The 16796-nt window shown below is 71.1% G+C and carries 16 protein-coding genes; 8 read left to right on the top strand and 8 right to left on the bottom strand.

The window, feature by feature from the left end:
- The first annotated feature begins 18 nt into the window (after positions 1 to 18).
- Complete coding sequence (locus ACSHT8_RS19540) at positions 19 to 918, top strand: LysR family transcriptional regulator (RefSeq protein WP_436492312.1); 900 nt, start codon at positions 19 to 21, stop codon at positions 916 to 918.
- On the opposite strand, the gene ACSHT8_RS19535 is transcribed toward ACSHT8_RS19540, so the two are convergent.
- From ACSHT8_RS19535 to ACSHT8_RS19505, 7 genes are all read right to left on the bottom strand, one after another.
- Entirely contained in the window at positions 915 to 2618 is a 1704-nt protein-coding gene (locus ACSHT8_RS19535; protein WP_436492311.1) for a serine/threonine-protein kinase, read from the bottom strand. The two genes, ACSHT8_RS19540 and ACSHT8_RS19535, sit on opposite strands and share 4 nt — an antisense overlap.
- Positions 2619 to 2631: 13 nt before the next feature.
- Positions 2632 to 3939, bottom strand: a complete 1308-nt coding sequence (locus ACSHT8_RS19530) for a serine/threonine-protein kinase (protein ID WP_436492310.1) — start codon at positions 3937 to 3939, stop codon at positions 2632 to 2634.
- A gap of 169 nt (positions 3940 to 4108) precedes the next feature.
- A complete protein-coding gene (locus ACSHT8_RS19525) occupies positions 4109 to 4777 on the bottom strand; it encodes a hypothetical protein (RefSeq protein ID WP_436492309.1) in 669 nt (222 codons plus the stop codon).
- Positions 4741 to 4935: a hypothetical protein gene (locus ACSHT8_RS19520; protein WP_436492308.1), complete on the bottom strand. Its 195-nt coding sequence runs from the start codon at positions 4933 to 4935 to the stop codon at positions 4741 to 4743. Before ACSHT8_RS19520 ends, ACSHT8_RS19525 begins: the two co-directional genes overlap by 37 nt.
- Before the next feature lie 147 nt (positions 4936 to 5082).
- Positions 5083 to 5979: a hypothetical protein gene (locus ACSHT8_RS19515; protein ID WP_436492307.1), complete on the bottom strand. Its 897-nt coding sequence runs from the start codon at positions 5977 to 5979 to the stop codon at positions 5083 to 5085.
- A 218-nt stretch (positions 5980 to 6197) separates the two neighbouring features.
- A complete protein-coding gene (locus ACSHT8_RS19510) occupies positions 6198 to 6506 on the bottom strand; it encodes a hypothetical protein (RefSeq protein WP_436492306.1) in 309 nt (102 codons plus the stop codon).
- 267 nt (positions 6507 to 6773) lie between these two features.
- Positions 6774 to 7061, bottom strand: a complete 288-nt coding sequence (locus ACSHT8_RS19505; protein ID WP_436492305.1) for a chorismate mutase — start codon at positions 7059 to 7061, stop codon at positions 6774 to 6776.
- Between the two features lie 264 nt (positions 7062 to 7325).
- Here ACSHT8_RS19505 and pcrA point away from each other — a divergent pair, with 264 nt between their 5' ends.
- Positions 7326 to 9662: a DNA helicase PcrA gene (pcrA, locus tag ACSHT8_RS19500; RefSeq protein WP_436492304.1), complete on the top strand. Its 2337-nt coding sequence runs from the start codon at positions 7326 to 7328 to the stop codon at positions 9660 to 9662.
- Between the two features lie 77 nt (positions 9663 to 9739).
- Complete coding sequence (locus tag ACSHT8_RS19495; RefSeq protein WP_436492303.1) at positions 9740 to 10024, top strand: hypothetical protein; 285 nt, start codon at positions 9740 to 9742, stop codon at positions 10022 to 10024.
- 556 nt (positions 10025 to 10580) lie between these two features.
- Here the strand turns inward: ACSHT8_RS19495 and ACSHT8_RS19490 are convergent.
- Positions 10581 to 11396 carry a M23 family metallopeptidase gene (locus tag ACSHT8_RS19490; RefSeq protein WP_436492302.1) on the bottom strand — a complete coding sequence of 272 codons (816 nt, stop codon included), beginning with the start codon at positions 11394 to 11396 and terminating at the stop codon, positions 10581 to 10583.
- A 400-nt stretch (positions 11397 to 11796) separates the two neighbouring features.
- Between ACSHT8_RS19490 and ACSHT8_RS19485 the strand changes: the two genes are divergently transcribed.
- The 5 genes from ACSHT8_RS19485 to ACSHT8_RS19465 all read left to right on the top strand — a co-directional run bounded on the left by ACSHT8_RS19485 (position 11797) and on the right by ACSHT8_RS19465 (position 16764).
- Entirely contained in the window at positions 11797 to 13563 is a 1767-nt protein-coding gene (locus tag ACSHT8_RS19485; protein ID WP_436492301.1) for a hypothetical protein, read from the top strand.
- On the top strand, positions 13560 to 13814 hold the full coding sequence (locus tag ACSHT8_RS19480) for a hypothetical protein (protein ID WP_436492300.1): 255 nt from the start codon (positions 13560 to 13562) through the stop codon (positions 13812 to 13814). The genes ACSHT8_RS19485 and ACSHT8_RS19480 overlap by 4 nt, the downstream gene beginning before the upstream one ends.
- 134 nt (positions 13815 to 13948) lie before the next feature.
- Positions 13949 to 15118 carry an ADP-forming succinate--CoA ligase subunit beta gene (sucC, locus tag ACSHT8_RS19475; RefSeq protein ID WP_436492299.1) on the top strand — a complete coding sequence of 390 codons (1170 nt, stop codon included), beginning with the start codon at positions 13949 to 13951 and terminating at the stop codon, positions 15116 to 15118.
- A 2-nt stretch (positions 15119 to 15120) separates the two neighbouring features.
- Complete coding sequence (sucD, locus tag ACSHT8_RS19470) at positions 15121 to 16011, top strand: succinate--CoA ligase subunit alpha (RefSeq protein ID WP_436492298.1); 891 nt, start codon at positions 15121 to 15123, stop codon at positions 16009 to 16011.
- A gap of 138 nt (positions 16012 to 16149) precedes the next feature.
- Positions 16150 to 16764: a DUF5336 domain-containing protein gene (locus tag ACSHT8_RS19465; protein ID WP_436492297.1), complete on the top strand. Its 615-nt coding sequence runs from the start codon at positions 16150 to 16152 to the stop codon at positions 16762 to 16764.
- Positions 16765 to 16796: the final 32 nt, after the last annotated feature.

Below are 16796 nucleotides of genomic sequence, written 5' to 3'. Positions count from 1 at the left end.
ACCGTTAAGCTGTGCTGCATGCTTGATGTGCGTCGGATGCAGGTGCTGCGCGCGGTCGTCACCAGCGGATCGGTGACCGCGGCGGCCACGAACCTGGGCTACACGCCCTCCGCGATCAGCCAGCAGGTGGCCGCGCTGGAGAAGCAGGCGGGCATCACGCTGCTCGAACGCGTCGGCCGCGGCGTGCGGCCGACCGCGGCGGGCAGGCTGCTCACCGAGCACGCCGCGATCCTCAGCAAGAACCTCGCCGAAGCCGAGACCGCGCTGGCCGACCTGCGCGCGGGCCGCACCGGCAGGCTCGCCATCCGCTACTTCGCCACCGCGGGCGCCGCCCTGGTCCCGCCCGCCCTGGCCGCGCTGCGCCGCAGCCACCCAGGCATCCAGGTCGACCTGAAGCTGATCGACCCGGAGGACCCGATCCCCGAGGTCGAGGAGGGCCGCGCCGACGTCGCCCTGGTCGTCCACCCCCGCCAGGGCCCGCTGCGCGGCGGCGTCCAGCTCATCCACCTGCTCGACGACCCCTACCGCGCCGTCCTGCCGCGCGGGCACCGGCTCGCCGCCAAGCGCGTCCTTGACCTCGCCGACCTCGCCGACGAACCGTGGGTCGGCAACGAATGGCCGGGCGGCATCTGCCTGCGGGTGATGCTCGACGCGTGCGCCGCGGCCGGGTTCAGCCCCAACTTCGTCGTCGAGAGCGAGGACTACCCCACCGCGCAGGGCTTCGTGGCCGCCGGGCTCGGCGTCAGCGTGATCCCGGAGATGGGCCTGGGCAACCGGCATCCCGGGGTGGTGGTGCGCAAACTGCGTCACCCGGAGCCGACCAGGGTGATCTACGCGGCGGTGCGTGAGTCATCGATGGACCAGCCCGCGCTGCGCGACCTGATCGACGCCTTCCGGACCGCGGCGGCGGCCCGCTAGCCGTTGTCGCCTTCGACCCTGCCGCGCCGGTCGAAGTTGTCGATCTTGATCGTGCCGTTGTCGTCGACCAGGGTCCACGTGTAGCGCTCGGTCACCGACCGGCCGTCCTTGGAGAACCGGACGTTGCCCTCGAGGTGGTTGTCCTTGCCCCCGACCGCCAGCAGCTCCACCTTGTCGATGGCCCCGTAGAACTTCTTGAACGACTCGTACCCGCCGGACTTGCGCTGCCCACGCTCGGTCAGCAACGCCCACGCGGCGTCCGGGTTCTTCGGCAGAAGGCCGTAGTAGGACTTCAATGCCTGTGCGTACTCGGCGTCGGTCGGCTTGGCCTTGGTGGTGGTCGTCGTCGTGGTCGTCGTGGTCGGCTCTTCTGTGGTGGTCCGGATCGTCGTGTTGGTCTTCTTCGCCGTGGTCGGCGCGACCGTGTTCGACGGCGTGCCCGACGCCTTGGGCGTGTTGTTGTTGGTCAGCAGGTACGCCACGAGGACGCCCACCAGTGCGGCGCCGATGATCGCGAGCACGGTCAGCACGATCGACCGCGCGTCCTTCTTGCCACTGGCCGCCGCGGGCTTGCGGGCAGGCGGCGTGCGCGGCGGGCCGGACCTGACCTGCTGCGGCCGCGCCTGCGGACGCTGTGGCGGCTGGTGAGGCGGCTGCGGCTGCAGGTTCGGCCCTGACGGCAGCGGCTCGGAGAACGGGCGCGCGTCCAGCCGGGTGCCGTGCGGCGGGCTCTGGAACGCCCCGGGCGCCGGGAAGCCCGGCGGCGGGGTGTTCGGGTGCTGGCCGACCATCGGCTGCGGCGTTCCCGGCGGGGGCGTGGGCTGCGGCTTCGGGTAGGGATCGGTGCGCTGGTTGGCCAGGGCGATCGACGGCAGCGGCTTGCCCGCGGCCACCGCCGCCAGCGCCTCCCGGGCGGCGGGCATGGTCGGCCGCTCGCTCGGGTCGGCCCGCAGCAGCTGCATCAGCAGCGCGGTCAGCGGACCGGCCTGCCGCGGCGGCTGCACCTTGCCCGCGGCGACGGCGTACAGCAGGGCCAGGGTGTTCTCACTCAGGCCGAACGGCGAATGGCCCTCGACGGCGGTGTAGAGCGTGGAGCCGAGCGAGAACACGTCGGCCGCCGACGTCGGCTGCTCGCCCTTGGCCACCTCCGGCGCCAGGTAGGCCGGGGTGCCCGCGAGCATGCCCGTCGCGGTGACGGTGACGTCGCCGGTGGCCCGGGAGATGCCGAAGTCGGTGATCTTGACCGTGCCGTCCTCGCCGAGCAGCACGTTGGCGGGCTTGACGTCGCGGTGCACGATCCCGGCCGCGTGCGCGGCGACCAGCGCGGCGGCGACCTGCGCGCCGATCCGCGCCGCCTCGGCGGGGGCGAGGAACTCGCGCTCGCTCAGCACGCCCGCCAGGCTCTTCGACGGCAGGTACTCCATGATCAGCCACGGTTCGCCGTCGTGCTCGGCCACGTCGTAGACGGTGATCGCGTTCGGGTGCGCCAGCCGCGCGGCGATGCGCCCCTCGCGCATGGCGCGCTGGCGGGCCTCCTCGGCCTGGTCGGCGCTCAGACCGGGCTGGGAGAGCAGCTGCTTGACCGCGACGGTGCGGTGCAGGCGCTCGTCGTGGGCCTGCCACACGACACCCATCGCACCGCTGCCGATGCGGGCGCCGAGCCGGTAGCGCCCCGCGACCAGGGTCGGCTCGTCGGTCATCGCGGCTCCAGGGTCACGGGACTGGGGTCACCCGCGTCGCGGTCGGTCCTTGGCTGTCCGTCGTCGTGGTCGTGGCAGGCGACGACGGGCTCGAACTAACGTTAGACGGGGTCGACGACGGGGTGTCGCTCGGCTCACTCGACTGCGTCGGCTTCGCCGAGGTCGAGGTGGTGGAAACCGGGGTTGACCTGGTCGTCTGGACGCTCTTCGTGGTGGTCTTCACCGTGGGTGCGCTGGTCTCGGACTCGGTGACCGTGATGACCGTCGACGGCACATTGTTGACCTTGGTGGTCGGGTTGTCGATGGGGTTGCCGGGGTTGCCGCCGAAGGCCAGCCAAGCGCCCGCGGCCAGCGCCGCGGTGATCGCGGCGCTGGCGAACACCAGCGGCTTGGCCGACTTCGGCTGCGACTCCTCGGTGCGCTTCACCGACGGGTCGGTGGCGATGACCAGGCGGGTCGCCTCGTCCGGCTCGGCCAGGATCGGCGGCAGGTTCGGCTCGTCGCCGCGCGCCACGGTGGCCAGCAGGTCGCGCGCGCGGCCCGCGGTCGGCCGGTCCTCCGGCTCGGTGTTGAGCAGCGCGATCAGCACCGCGGTGAGGCTGCCGGACCGCGTCGGCGGGTTGATCTTGCCGGAGGCGACCGCGTGCAGCAGGCCCAGCGTGTTCTCCGACAGCCCGAACGGCGGCTCACCCTCGGCCGCGGCGTAGAGGGTGGAGCCGAGGGAGAACACGTCGGAGGCGGTGGACGGCTCGCGGCCGATCGCCACCTCGGGCGCCAGGTAGGCGGGGGTGCCCGCGATAAGGCCGGTCTTGGTGACGGTGACGTCGTCGGTGGCCCGGGAGATGCCGAAGTCGGTGATCTTCACCGTGCCGTCGTCGCCGAGCAGGATGTTGCCCGGCTTGATGTCGCGGTGGACGATCCCGGCGGCGTGCGCCGCGGCCAGCGCGGCGGCGACCTGGCTGCCGATCCTGGCCACCTCGACCGGGTCCATCGGGCCGTTCTCCGACAGCGCGATCGCCAGGCTGACCGACGGCAGGTACTCCATGATCAGGCAGGGAACGCCGTCCTCGTCGACGACGTCGAAGACCGCGATGGCGTTGGGGTGGTGCAGCCGGGCGGCGATGCGGCCCTCACGCAGGCAGCGGGCGACGGCCTCGTCGGCCTCGTCCGGCGGCAGACCGGGCGGGAGCAGCAGCTTCTTGATCGCGACGAGCCGGTTGAGCCGTTCGTCGACGGCGCGCCAGACGACGCCCATGGCGCCGCTTCCGATGCGTTCGACCAGCCGGTAGCGCCCGGCGACCAGCCGGCCCTCGTCGCTCATCCCGACCGGAACCTCCCTCGCCCGCGAAGCGCCTCGCGGTGTCACGCGCTGTTCCAGGTTAGGCGTTCACGCTGCGCGCACAGCACACAGCCCCACGTCCCCACGATCCCGCCCCGACAGCGGCTACATAGTGTCACAGGGAGCGGTCCGGTTGGGCCATTCGAGCAAACTAGTTGATTTGCGCCGACAACAACACAGCGTCGACGATCCGCTGGGGCACCGAGTCGGCCACGACCAGCAGCTGCTTGATCCGCAGCTGTGCGCCGCCGAGCAGGTGCATCCGCACCACCGCGACCACGCCGTCGGGCCGCTCGACCACGTCGAGCACGTCGACCTTGCGCACCGACGACCACGAGCCGAGGAACTGGCCCAGCGTGGTGTCGAAGCCCGCGAGCAGGCCGAACGCGCGGCTCGGGTCGCTCTCGATCAGCCGGTAGTACTCCAGCACCAGGTCGCGGTGGGAGGCCTTGGCCGGGGCGACGTCCGTCGTGGCCTTGGTCTGCGGGGTGCTGTCGGTGGCCATCGTCGGACCGGGGGTGTCCACCCGGCCGCCGCTCGCCGCGCCCGACTGGCGCTGGCGGGGCAGCGTCGGCGCGGCGTTCTCGCCCCGGACCGAGGCCGACGCGGTGCCGGTGCTCTGGTCGGGGATGCGGCCGCTGGTGCTGGACTCGATGACCGCGCGGTTGAGCTCGTCGGGCAGCAGGGCGCGCTCACCGGTGATCGGGCGCACGGCGGGGTCGTTGGTGCCGGACTCGCGTTCGCGGGAGATCAGGGAGGCGGCGGCGACCGCGCCGCACAGTGTCACCGTGGCCACGCCCAGCACCGCGATCTTGGCCATGGTGGCCGCGCGGGAGGGGCCGGGCGGTGCGGGGTCGGCTCCAGCGGCTCCACCCGGATCTCGTCCGGGTCGAGCGCGAGGTGCTTGCGGCCGATCAGTTCGTTGACGTGAACGGACCCGGTGCGCACCCGCCGCTTGCCGGTCGTCGGTCGATCCACTGACGCTTTCCTCCGCCTGAGTCGCGCTACGGGGCAACTCGTACCGTGCCCGCGGGTGCCTACACCACTCTTTCTCGGCTCTTCACCCGATCGAGGCGATAGGCGGCGCGAAGGATCACTCAAAAGGAGTAATCAGTGTAGGGGGTGTCAGACACTTCCTACATCCTGCGTGATCTTCGGGTTAGTCCCATAGGTGAAGGTCAGCACCCTTTCCTCGGTGCCGACGGTGCCGTCCTTGCGATAGACCTTGAGCGTCGAGCGCGTCGTGGACTTGTTCGCGTCGATCGTCATGCGCTGCACCTCGACCCGCGAGATCTCGGCGTACCGCCGCTGGATCTCGTCCTGCCCGTCGCGCCGGGCCTGGCCGGTCGTCATGGCGTAGGCCGCCTCCGGGTCCTGGGTGACCGCGCGGAAGTACGTCTCGGTGCGGTCGCCGATCGCCTTGGTGTCGACCACGGGGCCGACGAGGACCGGGGTCTCCACGGTCGTCCTGGTCGGGGTCGGCTTGGTGGTGGCCGTCGTCGTGGGGGCGGGCACGGCGCTCGTCGACACAGGGCGCTGCGGCTGCGCGGGCGGGTTGGGCTCGATCCGCCCGGTCGTCGGCTTGGGCTGGGCCTTCGACGAACTCGGCGCGGCCGACGTGGTCGACGGCCGCTGCGACATCAGCGAGTCGCCGGGCAACTCGATCGGGATCTCGGGGCCACTGGGCAACCCGGGAAGCGCGTCCACCATCTCCGGTTTGCGCGGCCCGGTGACGAGTGTGGACGCCGCATAGGCAAGGCCGAGCAGCACCATGATCGACGCGGCGACGGCGAACCAGGCCGCGTGCCGCCAACTGCGGGGCGGGGTGACAGAGGCGGGGATGCTGCCGAGGTCGAACTTCGCCAGCCCGGTGGCGGGGGCGTCGGGGAACAGTCCCGCGATCACCGGCAGGACGTCGGTGTCCTGCTCACGCGGGGGATGTGCCTGTCGCGGCCGCACCCGCGGCACGTCGGATCCTCGCCGGTGCTTGCCCTGCCCCGCGGTGTCCCGCCCGCTCGCCATGTGGTGGAGACTCCTGTCCTGCCCGGCCGTGACGCGGTGTCGCCGACCGATTACCGATCAGCACGCGTCGACGGCCTGGCACTCCAGGCCGGCGGAATGTCCCGTTCTCACTCAAACAAGGGTAAGCCGTTGCGCAGGGTTCGTAGAGCAGGGCGCGCCACTCGCCCGAAGCTCACGCTATCGAGTGAATACGCGCCCTGAACTCTCCGCTGAGTGCGTCAGCTCCCGCTGCGGTACTTCGCCATAGTGGTGGAAAGCGAACTCCCCGCCACGCCCGCGGACCCACCCGCGATCAGGATCGCCAACACGTCGGCGAACCCGCTGCCCCCGCTGAGTAGCCACCCGAGCAGCGCCCCCGCCGCGGTGACCCCGGCGACCGGCCAGCGCCCCTTGACGTAGTGCGCCACCTGATTCCCACTAGCCCCACGCTTGCGGGCAGCCGAGTTCAACAGCGCGAGATAAGCGCCGAACCCGACAACCGCGACGACGGCGACGATGACCACGATTACCGCGATGAGATCCAGCATGACCCCAGTCTGCCCGAGACCGCCGAACATCGAATGGGGGATCTCCCGGACCCACCCCTGATGTTCACCCGCTCCCCGCTGCCGCACCACTCACCCGACCCGATGCTCGCGCACCCGTCGAAATCTCGATGGGTGCCCACGCTTCGCGAGTTCGCGCGGTAGTCCGATGACAAGCCCGGGACGGCCCTTGGCCAGTCTATCGCGTCCAGGGTCAGTTGATCTTAGACGCGGTTTCCCTGTGGATAAGCCATGCCCATGTGGACAAAGTCAGCGGCCGAGCCTGCCGCGGCCCATGTCCAGCAGGGCCATCGCCAGGGTGCGGCCCGCCGGGCCGAGTTCGCGGTAGCGGGCGACCACGTCCATCTCGCGGTTCACAACGATGCGCGGCCCGCCCGCGGCCATCCGTGCCGCGCCGATGGTCTGGGAGACCTCCGCCCGGCGTTTCACCAGGCGCAGGATCTCCCGGTCGAGTTCGTCGATCTCCTTGCGCAGCTCCGCGACCTCTTCGGGGGCGGGCAGTTCGAGGCCGGGCTTGACGGTCGTGTTCTCGGACATCGTGATCCCTCTGCTGGCTGGCGGAGTTCTCGGCTCCCGAGCGCACGAAGCCCCGGGGTCCGAGGACTCCGGGGCTTCGTGGTGGTTTTTGGTGCTACGCCATCACGGGAGCCGGAGTCCGGTTCCCGTAGAAAAACTCGTAGTGGCGCGTCTGCACGAACCGAGTGTGACACACCGTCGCCGATCGGTCGACCCGGTGTCCGCGCTGTGGGATCGGCGCGCTTTTCGTCTTCGTCGGTGGCCACCGGTACCGTTGTTCGCACGATGGAAGCCCTTTTCGATCTCCCCGCCGATACCCCAGCCGCCCCGCGTCGCCGGTCAGCTGCGCTGCTCGACGACCTCAACGACCAGCAGCGCCGCGCCGTGGAGCACACCGGCAGCCCGCTGCTCGTCGTCGCGGGCGCGGGATCAGGCAAAACGCGGGTGCTGACGCGCCGCATCGCCTATCTGCTCGGCGAGCGCAACGTCCACCCCGGCCAGGTCATGGCGATCACGTTCACCAACAAGGCCGCGGCCGAGATGAAGGAGCGCGTCGCCGATCTCGTGGGCCGCCGGGCCAACGCGATGTGGGTGTCGACGTTCCACTCGATGTGTGTGCGCGTGCTGCGCCGCGAGGCCAAGACGCTCGGCATGACGTCGAGCTTCTCCATCTACGACGCCGACGACTCGCGCAGGCTGATCACCCTCGTGGCCCGGGATCTCGACCTCGACCCGAAGCGCTACGCCGCGCGCACGCTGTCGATCCACATCTCGAACCTCAAGAACGAGCTGATCGACGCCGAGAAGGCCGCGACGATGGCCACCAACGACCTCGAGCGCCGCGTCGCCGAGGTCTACACCGAGTACCAGCGCAGGCTCGGCCAGGCCAACGCCATGGACTTCGACGACCTGATCATGCGCACGGTCGAACTGCTGCAGGGCTTCCCCGACGTCGCCGAGCACTACCACCGCCGCTTCCGCCACGTGCTGGTCGACGAGTACCAGGACACCAACCACGCGCAGTACACGCTGGTCCGCGAGTTGGTCGGCCGCGGCATGGAGGGCCTGCCGCCCGCCGAGCTGTGCGTCGTCGGCGACGCAGACCAGTCGATCTACGCCTTCCGCGGCGCCACGATCCGCAACATCGTCGAGTTCGAACGCGACTATCCGAACGCGACAACCGTTCTGCTGGAACAGAACTACCGCTCCACGCAGACGATCCTGAACGCCGCCAACGCGGTGATCTCCCGCAACCCCGACCGCCGCGACAAGCGCCTGTGGACCGCGCTGGGCGACGGCGAGAAGATCGTCGCCTACGTCGGCGACAACGAGCACGACGAGGCGTCCTTCGTCGCCCAGGAGATCGACCGGCTGGTCGACGCGGGCATCGCGAACAACGGCGACGTCGCGGTCTTCTACCGAACGAACAACCAGTCCCGTGTGTTCGAGGAGATCTTCATCCGCCTCGGCCTGCCGTACAAGGTCGTCGGCGGCGTGCGGTTCTACGAGCGCCGCGAAGTCCGGGATGCCTTGGCGTACTTGAGGGTTCTCGCGAACCCGGAGGACACGGTCAGCCTGCGGCGGATCTTGAACGTGCCCCGCCGCGGCATCGGCGACCGCGCCGAAGCCTGCGTGTCCAACCACGCCGACCGCGAGCGCATCTCTTTCTCCGCCGCCCTCAACGACGCCGCCGTCGGCAAGGTCGCCCTGCTGAACCCGCGCTCCCAGCGCGCGATCGCGGGATTCGTCGAGATGATCGACGGCCTGCGCCGCTTCGTCGACGACGGCCAGGACGTCGCCGAGATCCTCGACGCCGTGCTCGACCAGACCGGCTACCGCGCCGAACTGGAGGCCAGCGAGGACCCGCAGGACGCGTCCAGGCTGGAGAACCTGACCGAACTGGTGACGGTCGCCCGCGAGTTCACCGAGGGCCCGGCCGACATCCCGCCGCCCGACACGACCGCGGGCCCGGAACCGGGTTCGCTCGACGCCTTCCTCGAACGCGTCTCGCTGGTCGCCGACGCCGACCAGGTCCCCGACGCCGACGACGAGTCCGGCGGCATGGTCACCCTGATGACGCTGCACACGGCCAAGGGCCTGGAATACCCGGTCGTGTTCTCCACCGGCTGGGAAGACGGGATCTTCCCCCACATGCGCGCGCTGAGCGACCCGGTGGAACTCGCCGAGGAGCGCCGCCTCGCGTACGTGGGCATCACCCGGGCCCGGGAACGGCTCTACCTGTCGCGCGCGATCGTGCGCTCGGCCTGGGGCCAGCCGATGACCAACCCGGCGTCCCGCTTCTTCGACGAGATCCCCGCCGACCTCGTCGACTGGCGCCGCATGGGCCCCGACCGCTCCAGCCCGACCCGGGCGACCACGTGGGGCTCCCGCTCCTCCGGCGGCCTCGGCCGCACGACGCGCCCCGCGCCGTCCCGCGGCTGGCAGGACACCCCCGCGCTGACGCTCGACGTGGGCGACCGGGTCAACCACGACAAGTACGGCTTGGGCACGGTGGTGGCCACCGACGGCGTCGGTCCACGCGCGACGGCCACGATCGACTTCGGCACGGCGGGCACGATCCGGCTGATGCTGATCGGCAGCGTGCCGCTGGTGAAGCTCTAGAACGTCTGTTCGAAAATTGTCGGTGGCTCCTGGTTCACTTTGTCCATGCGGACATGGGGGACACGGGAGAACCGAGAATGGATGAGACGCTGCACCGGCTCCTCGCCGAAGCGGTCGGCCGTTATCTCGACACGATCGACCGCCAGGCAGGCATCCACGACGGCGTTGCAGGCGTCGAACTACGCCGCCTCGCGTCGGCCTGGCGCAGCGTTCTCGGCCTCCACCACCCCGACGGAGCCCGGTGTGCGGGCTGCGGACGCGTCCACCTCCCCAGACCCCGCCGCGGCATGTGCGCGGTCTGGCGGGTGGCGTCGGCGTACTTCGTGCGGCCGGACGGGGGTGGTGTGATGGCCCGACCCTGACGCCGGGAGGCGTTGCGGTGCAGCGGGTCCACGCCGTGCACGGGACCTAGTTGCGATCACCGGCCGGTGGCGGCCGCGGGCCGCGGCTACTGGGCTGGCCTCGATGCTCGACCGATCAGCGGACCGGCGCTCGCCGGATGCGGGTGCGGCGACCGGGCACCGATCGCGTTGGCACCCTCGAAGAACGACACGGCACCCGCGGCGGCGCGGGAGACCATGGCGGCGAGGGTGACGGTGCTGTAGGGCGCGGCGGTGCCGCCCGCAACGGGGGAGGAGTCGGCACGGTGATCGGGGAAGCGGCCAAGCGGGCGCGAGCCCCGGCTGGCCCGAACCTGGCACGCGAGCCGGGCGGTGGGTTCGCAAGCCCAGCCGACGCGAGGGGGGCGCTCGGGTCGGAGGCTGGGTGCGTGGTCCGAGCCGGAACTGGTTGCGTGGTCCGAGTCGGGCGCTGAGTGCCGGTCCAAATCGGCTGGGCGTCGCATAGTGGGTGCGCGCGGCAGGGCGCGGGTGTCAGCCCAGCCGGTGCCACCGTGGGTGCAAGCTGCCTGGCTGGGTCCTAGACGCGGACGCCCTTGGCGTTCAGCCAGGAGATCGGGTTCAGCTTGCGGCCCTCGGAGTCCCAGATTTCGAAGTGCAGGTGCGGCCCAGTCGACTGGCCTCGGTTGCCCATGTGGGCGATCAGCTGGCCCGCCTTGACCTTCTGGCCCTCGCGCACCACGTAGTCGTTCACGTGGCCGTACACCGACACCGTGCCGTCGCCGTGCTGCACTCGGACCCAGAGGCCGAAGCCGCTGGCGGTGCCCGCCTCGACGACGACGCCATCGGCGACGGCGACGATCGGGGTGCCGATGCGGTTGGCGAGGTCGATGCCGTAGTGGGTGGTGCCCCAGCGGGCGCCGAAGCCGGAGGTCAGCACGCCGTCGGTCGGCTTGACGACCTTCGGGCGCTTGGCCTCGGCCTGTCGGGCCTGCTCGTCGGCGGCGCGCTGGTTGCGGGCCTGGGTGAGGCGCTCCGAGGTGACCATCTTCTGGGCCTCGAGCGTGCCGTCGGTGGTCTTGGTGAGCGCCAGGAGCTCGGGGGTGGCGGTGGCGTTGTCGCCACCGATGCCCATGTGCGCGGACACGTCACGGGTGCCTGCGAGGGGGGCGATGTCGTCGGCGGCGGTTCCGCCCGCGGCGGACTGGAGGGTCTGACCCGCGGCAGCGGCCGCGAAGGCGCCGACCGCGACAGCGGCCACGACGACCTTGCCGCGCAGTGCGGACGACGGGGGCGCGATGCGGTGCGCGCCGCGAGCTCGGGGTGTGGCGCGTTCCAGCGCCTCATCGAGCGCGGTGAACTCGCGTTCACCGCCGGTATTGCGATGTCGAGACAAGACGAGCCTTCCGCCTTCGGGGAGTCCGACCACACACCGCGCTCGCGGGGACGAGCGTTCTTCGGCGTGGACACCGGGCGGGGGATCCCGGTTGGGGAGGCGTGGAGCGGGTTGCCTGCCCCGAGTCCTTCGTGATCTGACTGTGACAACGGACTCGGGGACAGTAACGGGGAGATACCGGTGCGGGCAACATCCGTCACAGGTGTCTGCCAACCGTGGCGTGACGTGAAAGTTCTTGTCCAGCGGTTACTACGCAAAGTTAACCCGACCTCACACCCTCTAATGTGACCTGCGTCTCGTTTCAATAGGCCGTACGGGTGGCTATCAGGCGAAAACCAGTTGCCGGGACACTCGGTCGACACCGGGGACATACCGACAGTGCTTGCTAGCGTTGCCCGCGATGACTTCGCAGACCGGCACGTCGAGCCCAATCGACCAGGCCCTCCCGGCCACCGACCGGATCGGCTGGTCCGAAGTCCCGGGCAGACTCCGCATCGCCCTCGTCGCCGCGGCGGCGGGGGCGGCGCTCCTGGTGATCGGGCCCGCGCGTGGCCTCGTCGCCGACGCGCCCGCCGCCGGGTTCGACGCGAGTGCGTTGCTGCTGGTCTTAGCCGTCCTGCCGGTGGTCTTGGCGGTCGCCTTCGTCGTGGCGGGCAAGGCCGCGACCGGCGCGGGCGTCCTCGTCGGGTCCGCCCTCCTGACCCCGGGACGCGCCCTGGTCGACGCGCAGCTCGCGGTCGACCCGCTGCTGGCCTCGCGGCCGGAGTTCCTGGTGCCGACCAGCCTCGCCCCGCTCACCGCCGCCCCCGGGCTGTGGCTACTGCTCGGCGGTCACGCGGCCGTCGCGCTGGCCGGGGCGCTCGCCCTCGGCCGCGCGGGCGCGGTCCCCGGTTCGCCCTACGCCGCCGAGTTCGACGATCACTCCGACGACCGCTCGACCAAGGCCCGGGGCACCTCGCTGGTCCTCGCCCTCCTCGCGGGCTTGGTGGCGGGCGTGGCCCTGCTGCTCGCGCCGTTCCACTCGGACAACGCGTTCATGCTGGCCCGCAGCGTCCTCGAGGTCCCGTCCCTGCCCCGCTACGGCGTCCTCGTCCTGGCCGCCGCGACCGTGGCCGCCGCCGTGTTCGCTGGCGGGTCGGCGCGTCCGTCGGTCGCCCGGGGTGTCCTGCTCGGCGCCACCGCCGCCCTCGCCGCCGTGGTCCTCCCGCAACTGGCCGCCGGGTTCAGCGTCCCGGCGCTGTCCGTCGCGCCCGGTCCCGCGCTCGCCCTGGTGGCGATGGCCCTGCTCACCGTCGCCGTGTGGTTCCTCAACCGCGGCGAGACCACCGAACGCGTCGCCCCGAGCGCGCTGCTCGACGCGCCCGAGCCCAGCAGGCACCACCTCGTCGCCGGGCTCCTGGGGCTCGGCGCCGCCGCGGCCGCGATCACCGCCGCGTCGACCGCGCAGCTCAAGGTCAGCGCGGGTCTGGAGGCCCCGGTCGGCTACTCGGCGCGGCTCTTCCTCCCCGCCGCAATCCTTCTTCTTCTGTTCACAGTTCCTCTGCTCATCCCCAGGGTCGCCGCGTCGATCCGTCCCGCGTTCGCCGCCGCCACCCTCGCCGTCCCCCTCGCGGGCGCGGGCGCGCTCGACGCCGCGTTCACCGCGACCGGGGTCAGCCAGGACATCGCCGTCGGACCCGGCGTCTGGTTCGGTGTCCTCGCCGTCGCGCTCGCCCTCGCCGCCGGGGCGACGGCCGCGCTGGCGGGCGTGGTCGAACGCGACGACGTCGACCTCACCCGGCGCCAGGTCAACCTCGGGCTCGCCGCCCCGCTCGCCGTCGCCGCGCTGCTCGCCATCGGCGCGTTCGGCCTGCCGGTGATCAAGGCCCCCGGCCTCGTCGCGGCGGGGGTCTGGAGCAACTTCCGGCTCACGTCGTGGGGCCTGCTTAGTGGCCTTCTCCTGGTCCTGGCCGCCGTCGTCATCGCCGCGATGTCCCGGCCGCCCCGCGCGGGCGCGCTGCTCCTCGGCGCGGCGGGCGTAGTCGCGGTCCACGCGCTCGACTACCCGCTGACCGCCGACCGGGCCGCCGCGTCTGTCCCCGGCCCCGGCCTCTGGCTGTCGGTCGGCTGCGTCGCCGCACTGCTGGTGTCCGCGCTGGTGGCGGTTGTCTCAAGCGACCGCCGATGAAACGGATAGTCCTCGCCCACGACGGTGACATCCCCGCGGTCGCCCGCGCCCTGCGCGACGCGGGCGCCGAGGTGATCTACGTGGCACCCGATCAGGTCGTCAGCACCGCGATCCAGGAGGACGCCGACGCCGTCGCGGTCGACCGGGACACCCAGGAGATCGCCGCCAAGCTGGCCGAACTCGACGCCGCGGACGTCCGCGTCCTCACCCACGCGGAGGTCCTCGAATGGGTGGCCGGGCGATACCAGTGACAGACTTCACCGTGCTGAGGCATTCCTGGTGACCGACTTCACCGGGTGTGAAGTGTCGGGTCAATCCGCAGGTCGCTAGGGTTTCTCGCTGTCCGACAGCATCGTCGTCGACACCGTAGTCAGGAGACTGTCGAGTGGACCTGTACGAGTACCAGGCGAAGGATCTCTTCGCCGCCCACGGGGTCCCGGTCCTGCCGGGCGACGTGGCAAGCACCCCCGAGGAAGCCCGCGCCATCGCGGAGAAGCTCGGCCAGACCGTTGTCATCAAGTCCCAGGTGAAGACCGGTGGACGCGGCAAGGCGGGCGGCGTCAAGCTGGCCGACGACCCGGCTGACGCGCAGGCCAAGGCCGAAGCGATCCTCGGACTGGACATCAAGGGCCACATCACCCGCAAGGTGCTCGTGACCGTCGCGTCCGACATCGCCGAGGAGTACTACTTCTCGTTCCTGCTCGACCGCGCCAACCGCACCTTCCTGGCGATGGCGTCCGCCGAGGGCGGCATGGACATCGAGCAGCTCGCCGTCGAGCGCCCCGAGGCCCTCGCCAAGATCCCGGTGAGCGCCATCGAGGGCGTCGACCTCGCCAAGGCCCAGGAGATCGTCGCCGCCGCGAAGATCCCCGCCGAGGTCGCCGCCGAGGCCGCCGAGGTCATCGTCAAGCTGTGGGAGGCCTTCGTCAGCGAAGACGCCACCCTGGTCGAGGTGAACCCGCTGGTCCGCGACCCGCAGGACAAGATCATCGCCCTCGACGGCAAGGTCACCCTCGACGAGAACGCGGGCTTCCGCCACCCCGCGCACGCCGACCTGGTCGACCAGGAGGCCGAGGACCCGCTGGAGGCCGCGGCCAAGGCCAAGGACCTCAACTACGTCAAGCTCGACGGCGAGGTCGGCATCATCGGCAACGGCGCCGGTCTGGTCATGTCGACCCTGGACGTCGTCGCGTACGCCGGTGAGAAGCACAAGGGCGTCAAGCCCGCCAACTTCCTCGACATCGGCGGCGGCGCGTCGGCCGAGGTCATGGCGAACGGCCTGCACATCATCCTGGGCGACCCGGCCGTCAAGTCGGTGTTCGTCAACGTCTTCGGCGGCATCACCGCCTGCGACGCGGTCGCCAACGGCATCGTCGCGGCGCTGGAGATCCTCGGCGACGAGGCCACCAAGCCGCTGGTCGTGCGCCTCGACGGCAACAACGTCGAAGAGGGCCGCGCCATCCTGGCCGAGGCCAACCACCCGCTCGTGACCGTGGTGGACACTATGGACAACGCTGCCGACAAGGCCGCCGAACTCGCAGCGGCGGGGGTCTGACAATGGCTATCTTCCTGACTGACAGCAGCAAGGTCATCGTCCAGGGCATGACCGGCTCCGAGGGCACCAAGCACACCGCGCGGATGCTCAAGTCCGGCACCAACATCGTCGGCGGGGTGAACCCGCGCAAGGCGGGCACCAAGGTCGAGATCGAGGGCGTGTCCCTGCCGGTCTTCGCCACCGTCGCCGAGGCCATGGAGGCCACCGGCGCCGACGTGTCGGTGATCTTCGTCCCGCCGAAGTTCGCCAAGGACGCCGTCATCGAGGCGATCGACGCCGAGATCGGCCTGGCCGTGGTCATCACCGAGGGCATCCCGGTGCACGACTCCGCCTACTTCTGGGCGCACGCCGTCGCCAAGGGCAACGTCACCCGCATCATCGGCCCGAACTGCCCCGGCCTGATCAGCCCCGGGAAGTCGAACGCGGGCATCATCCCCGCCGACATCACCGGCCCCGGCAAGATCGGCCTGGTGTCGAAGTCCGGCACGCTGACCTACCAGATGATGTACGAGCTGCGCGACATCGGCTTCTCGTCCGCGGTCGGCATCGGCGGCGACCCGATCATCGGCACCACGCACATCGACGCGCTCGCCGCGTTCGAGGCCGACCCCGAGACCGAGCTGATCGTCATGATCGGCGAGATCGGTGGCGACGCCGAGGAGCGGGCCGCGGCCTACATCGCCGAGAACGTCACCAAACCGGTCGTCGGCTACGTGGCGGGCTTCACGGCGCCGGAGGGCAAGACCATGGGTCACGCCGGTGCGATCGTGTCCGGCTCGGCCGGTACCGCGCAGGCCAAGAAGGAGGCCCTCGAGGCCGCGGGCGTCAAGGTCGGCAAGACGCCGTCCGAGACCGCCGCGCTGGCCCGGGAGCTGTTCCAGGCAAACGCCTGATCGGGTGAACTCGGGGCCGGACGCTGGTGTAGCGTCCGGCCCCAGTTTGTTTCCGACGGGACGGAACCGCGACGTGGCTGCTTCCGTCGGACGGTTCGCACGTGTCGCGTCGAACGAACGACTTGAGGAGAGCACGCGATGACCTATCCAGGCGGGGCACCGGGCGGTTACCCGGGCCCGCAGGGCCCCGGATACGCCCCGGCGCCCGCGCGCCCGAAGCTCGAGCTGGCGCAGATCCTGCACCTGGTGGTCGCCGGGCTCGGTCTGCTGAACCTGTTCCTCGGGTTCGCGCCGATCGTGGCCGAGACGGGCTTCTACGAGACCTCGTTCGGCTGGATCCCGGCGCTGCTGTTCATCGGCGGCGCGTTCGCCCTGCCGGTTGTCCTGCCCGGTGAGAAGAAGGTGGGCATCACCTCCGCGGTGGTCACCGTCGGCGGCATGCTGGCGTTCCTGTTCACCGTCTTCGCCTTCAGCGGCTCGCTCAAGGCGGGCGGGATCATGGTGCTGATCTTCGCCATCATCCAGTCCGGTGCCGCGGTGTTCGCGCTGCTGTTCGAGGCGGGCGTGATCAAGCCGCCGCAGCCGCAGCCGCAGTACGGCCAGCCCGGTGGCTACGCGCCGCCGTCCGGCCAGTTCCAGGCCCAGCAGCCGCAGCAGCCGTTCGCCCAGCCGCAGCAGCCGTACGCGCCGCCGCCGGGACAGTTCGGCCAGGCGCCGGGCACCCCGCCGGGCGGCTACCCGCAGCAGGGCTGAGACATGGCGTCCCTCCGGGACGCGGCTTGGCC

Source organism: Actinokineospora sp. HUAS TT18 (assembly GCF_051364635.1).
GTDB lineage: Bacteria > Actinomycetota > Actinomycetes > Mycobacteriales > Pseudonocardiaceae > Actinokineospora.
Note: the sequence above shows the minus strand (reverse complement) of the source record. Positions and strands in the feature narration are given on the sequence as shown.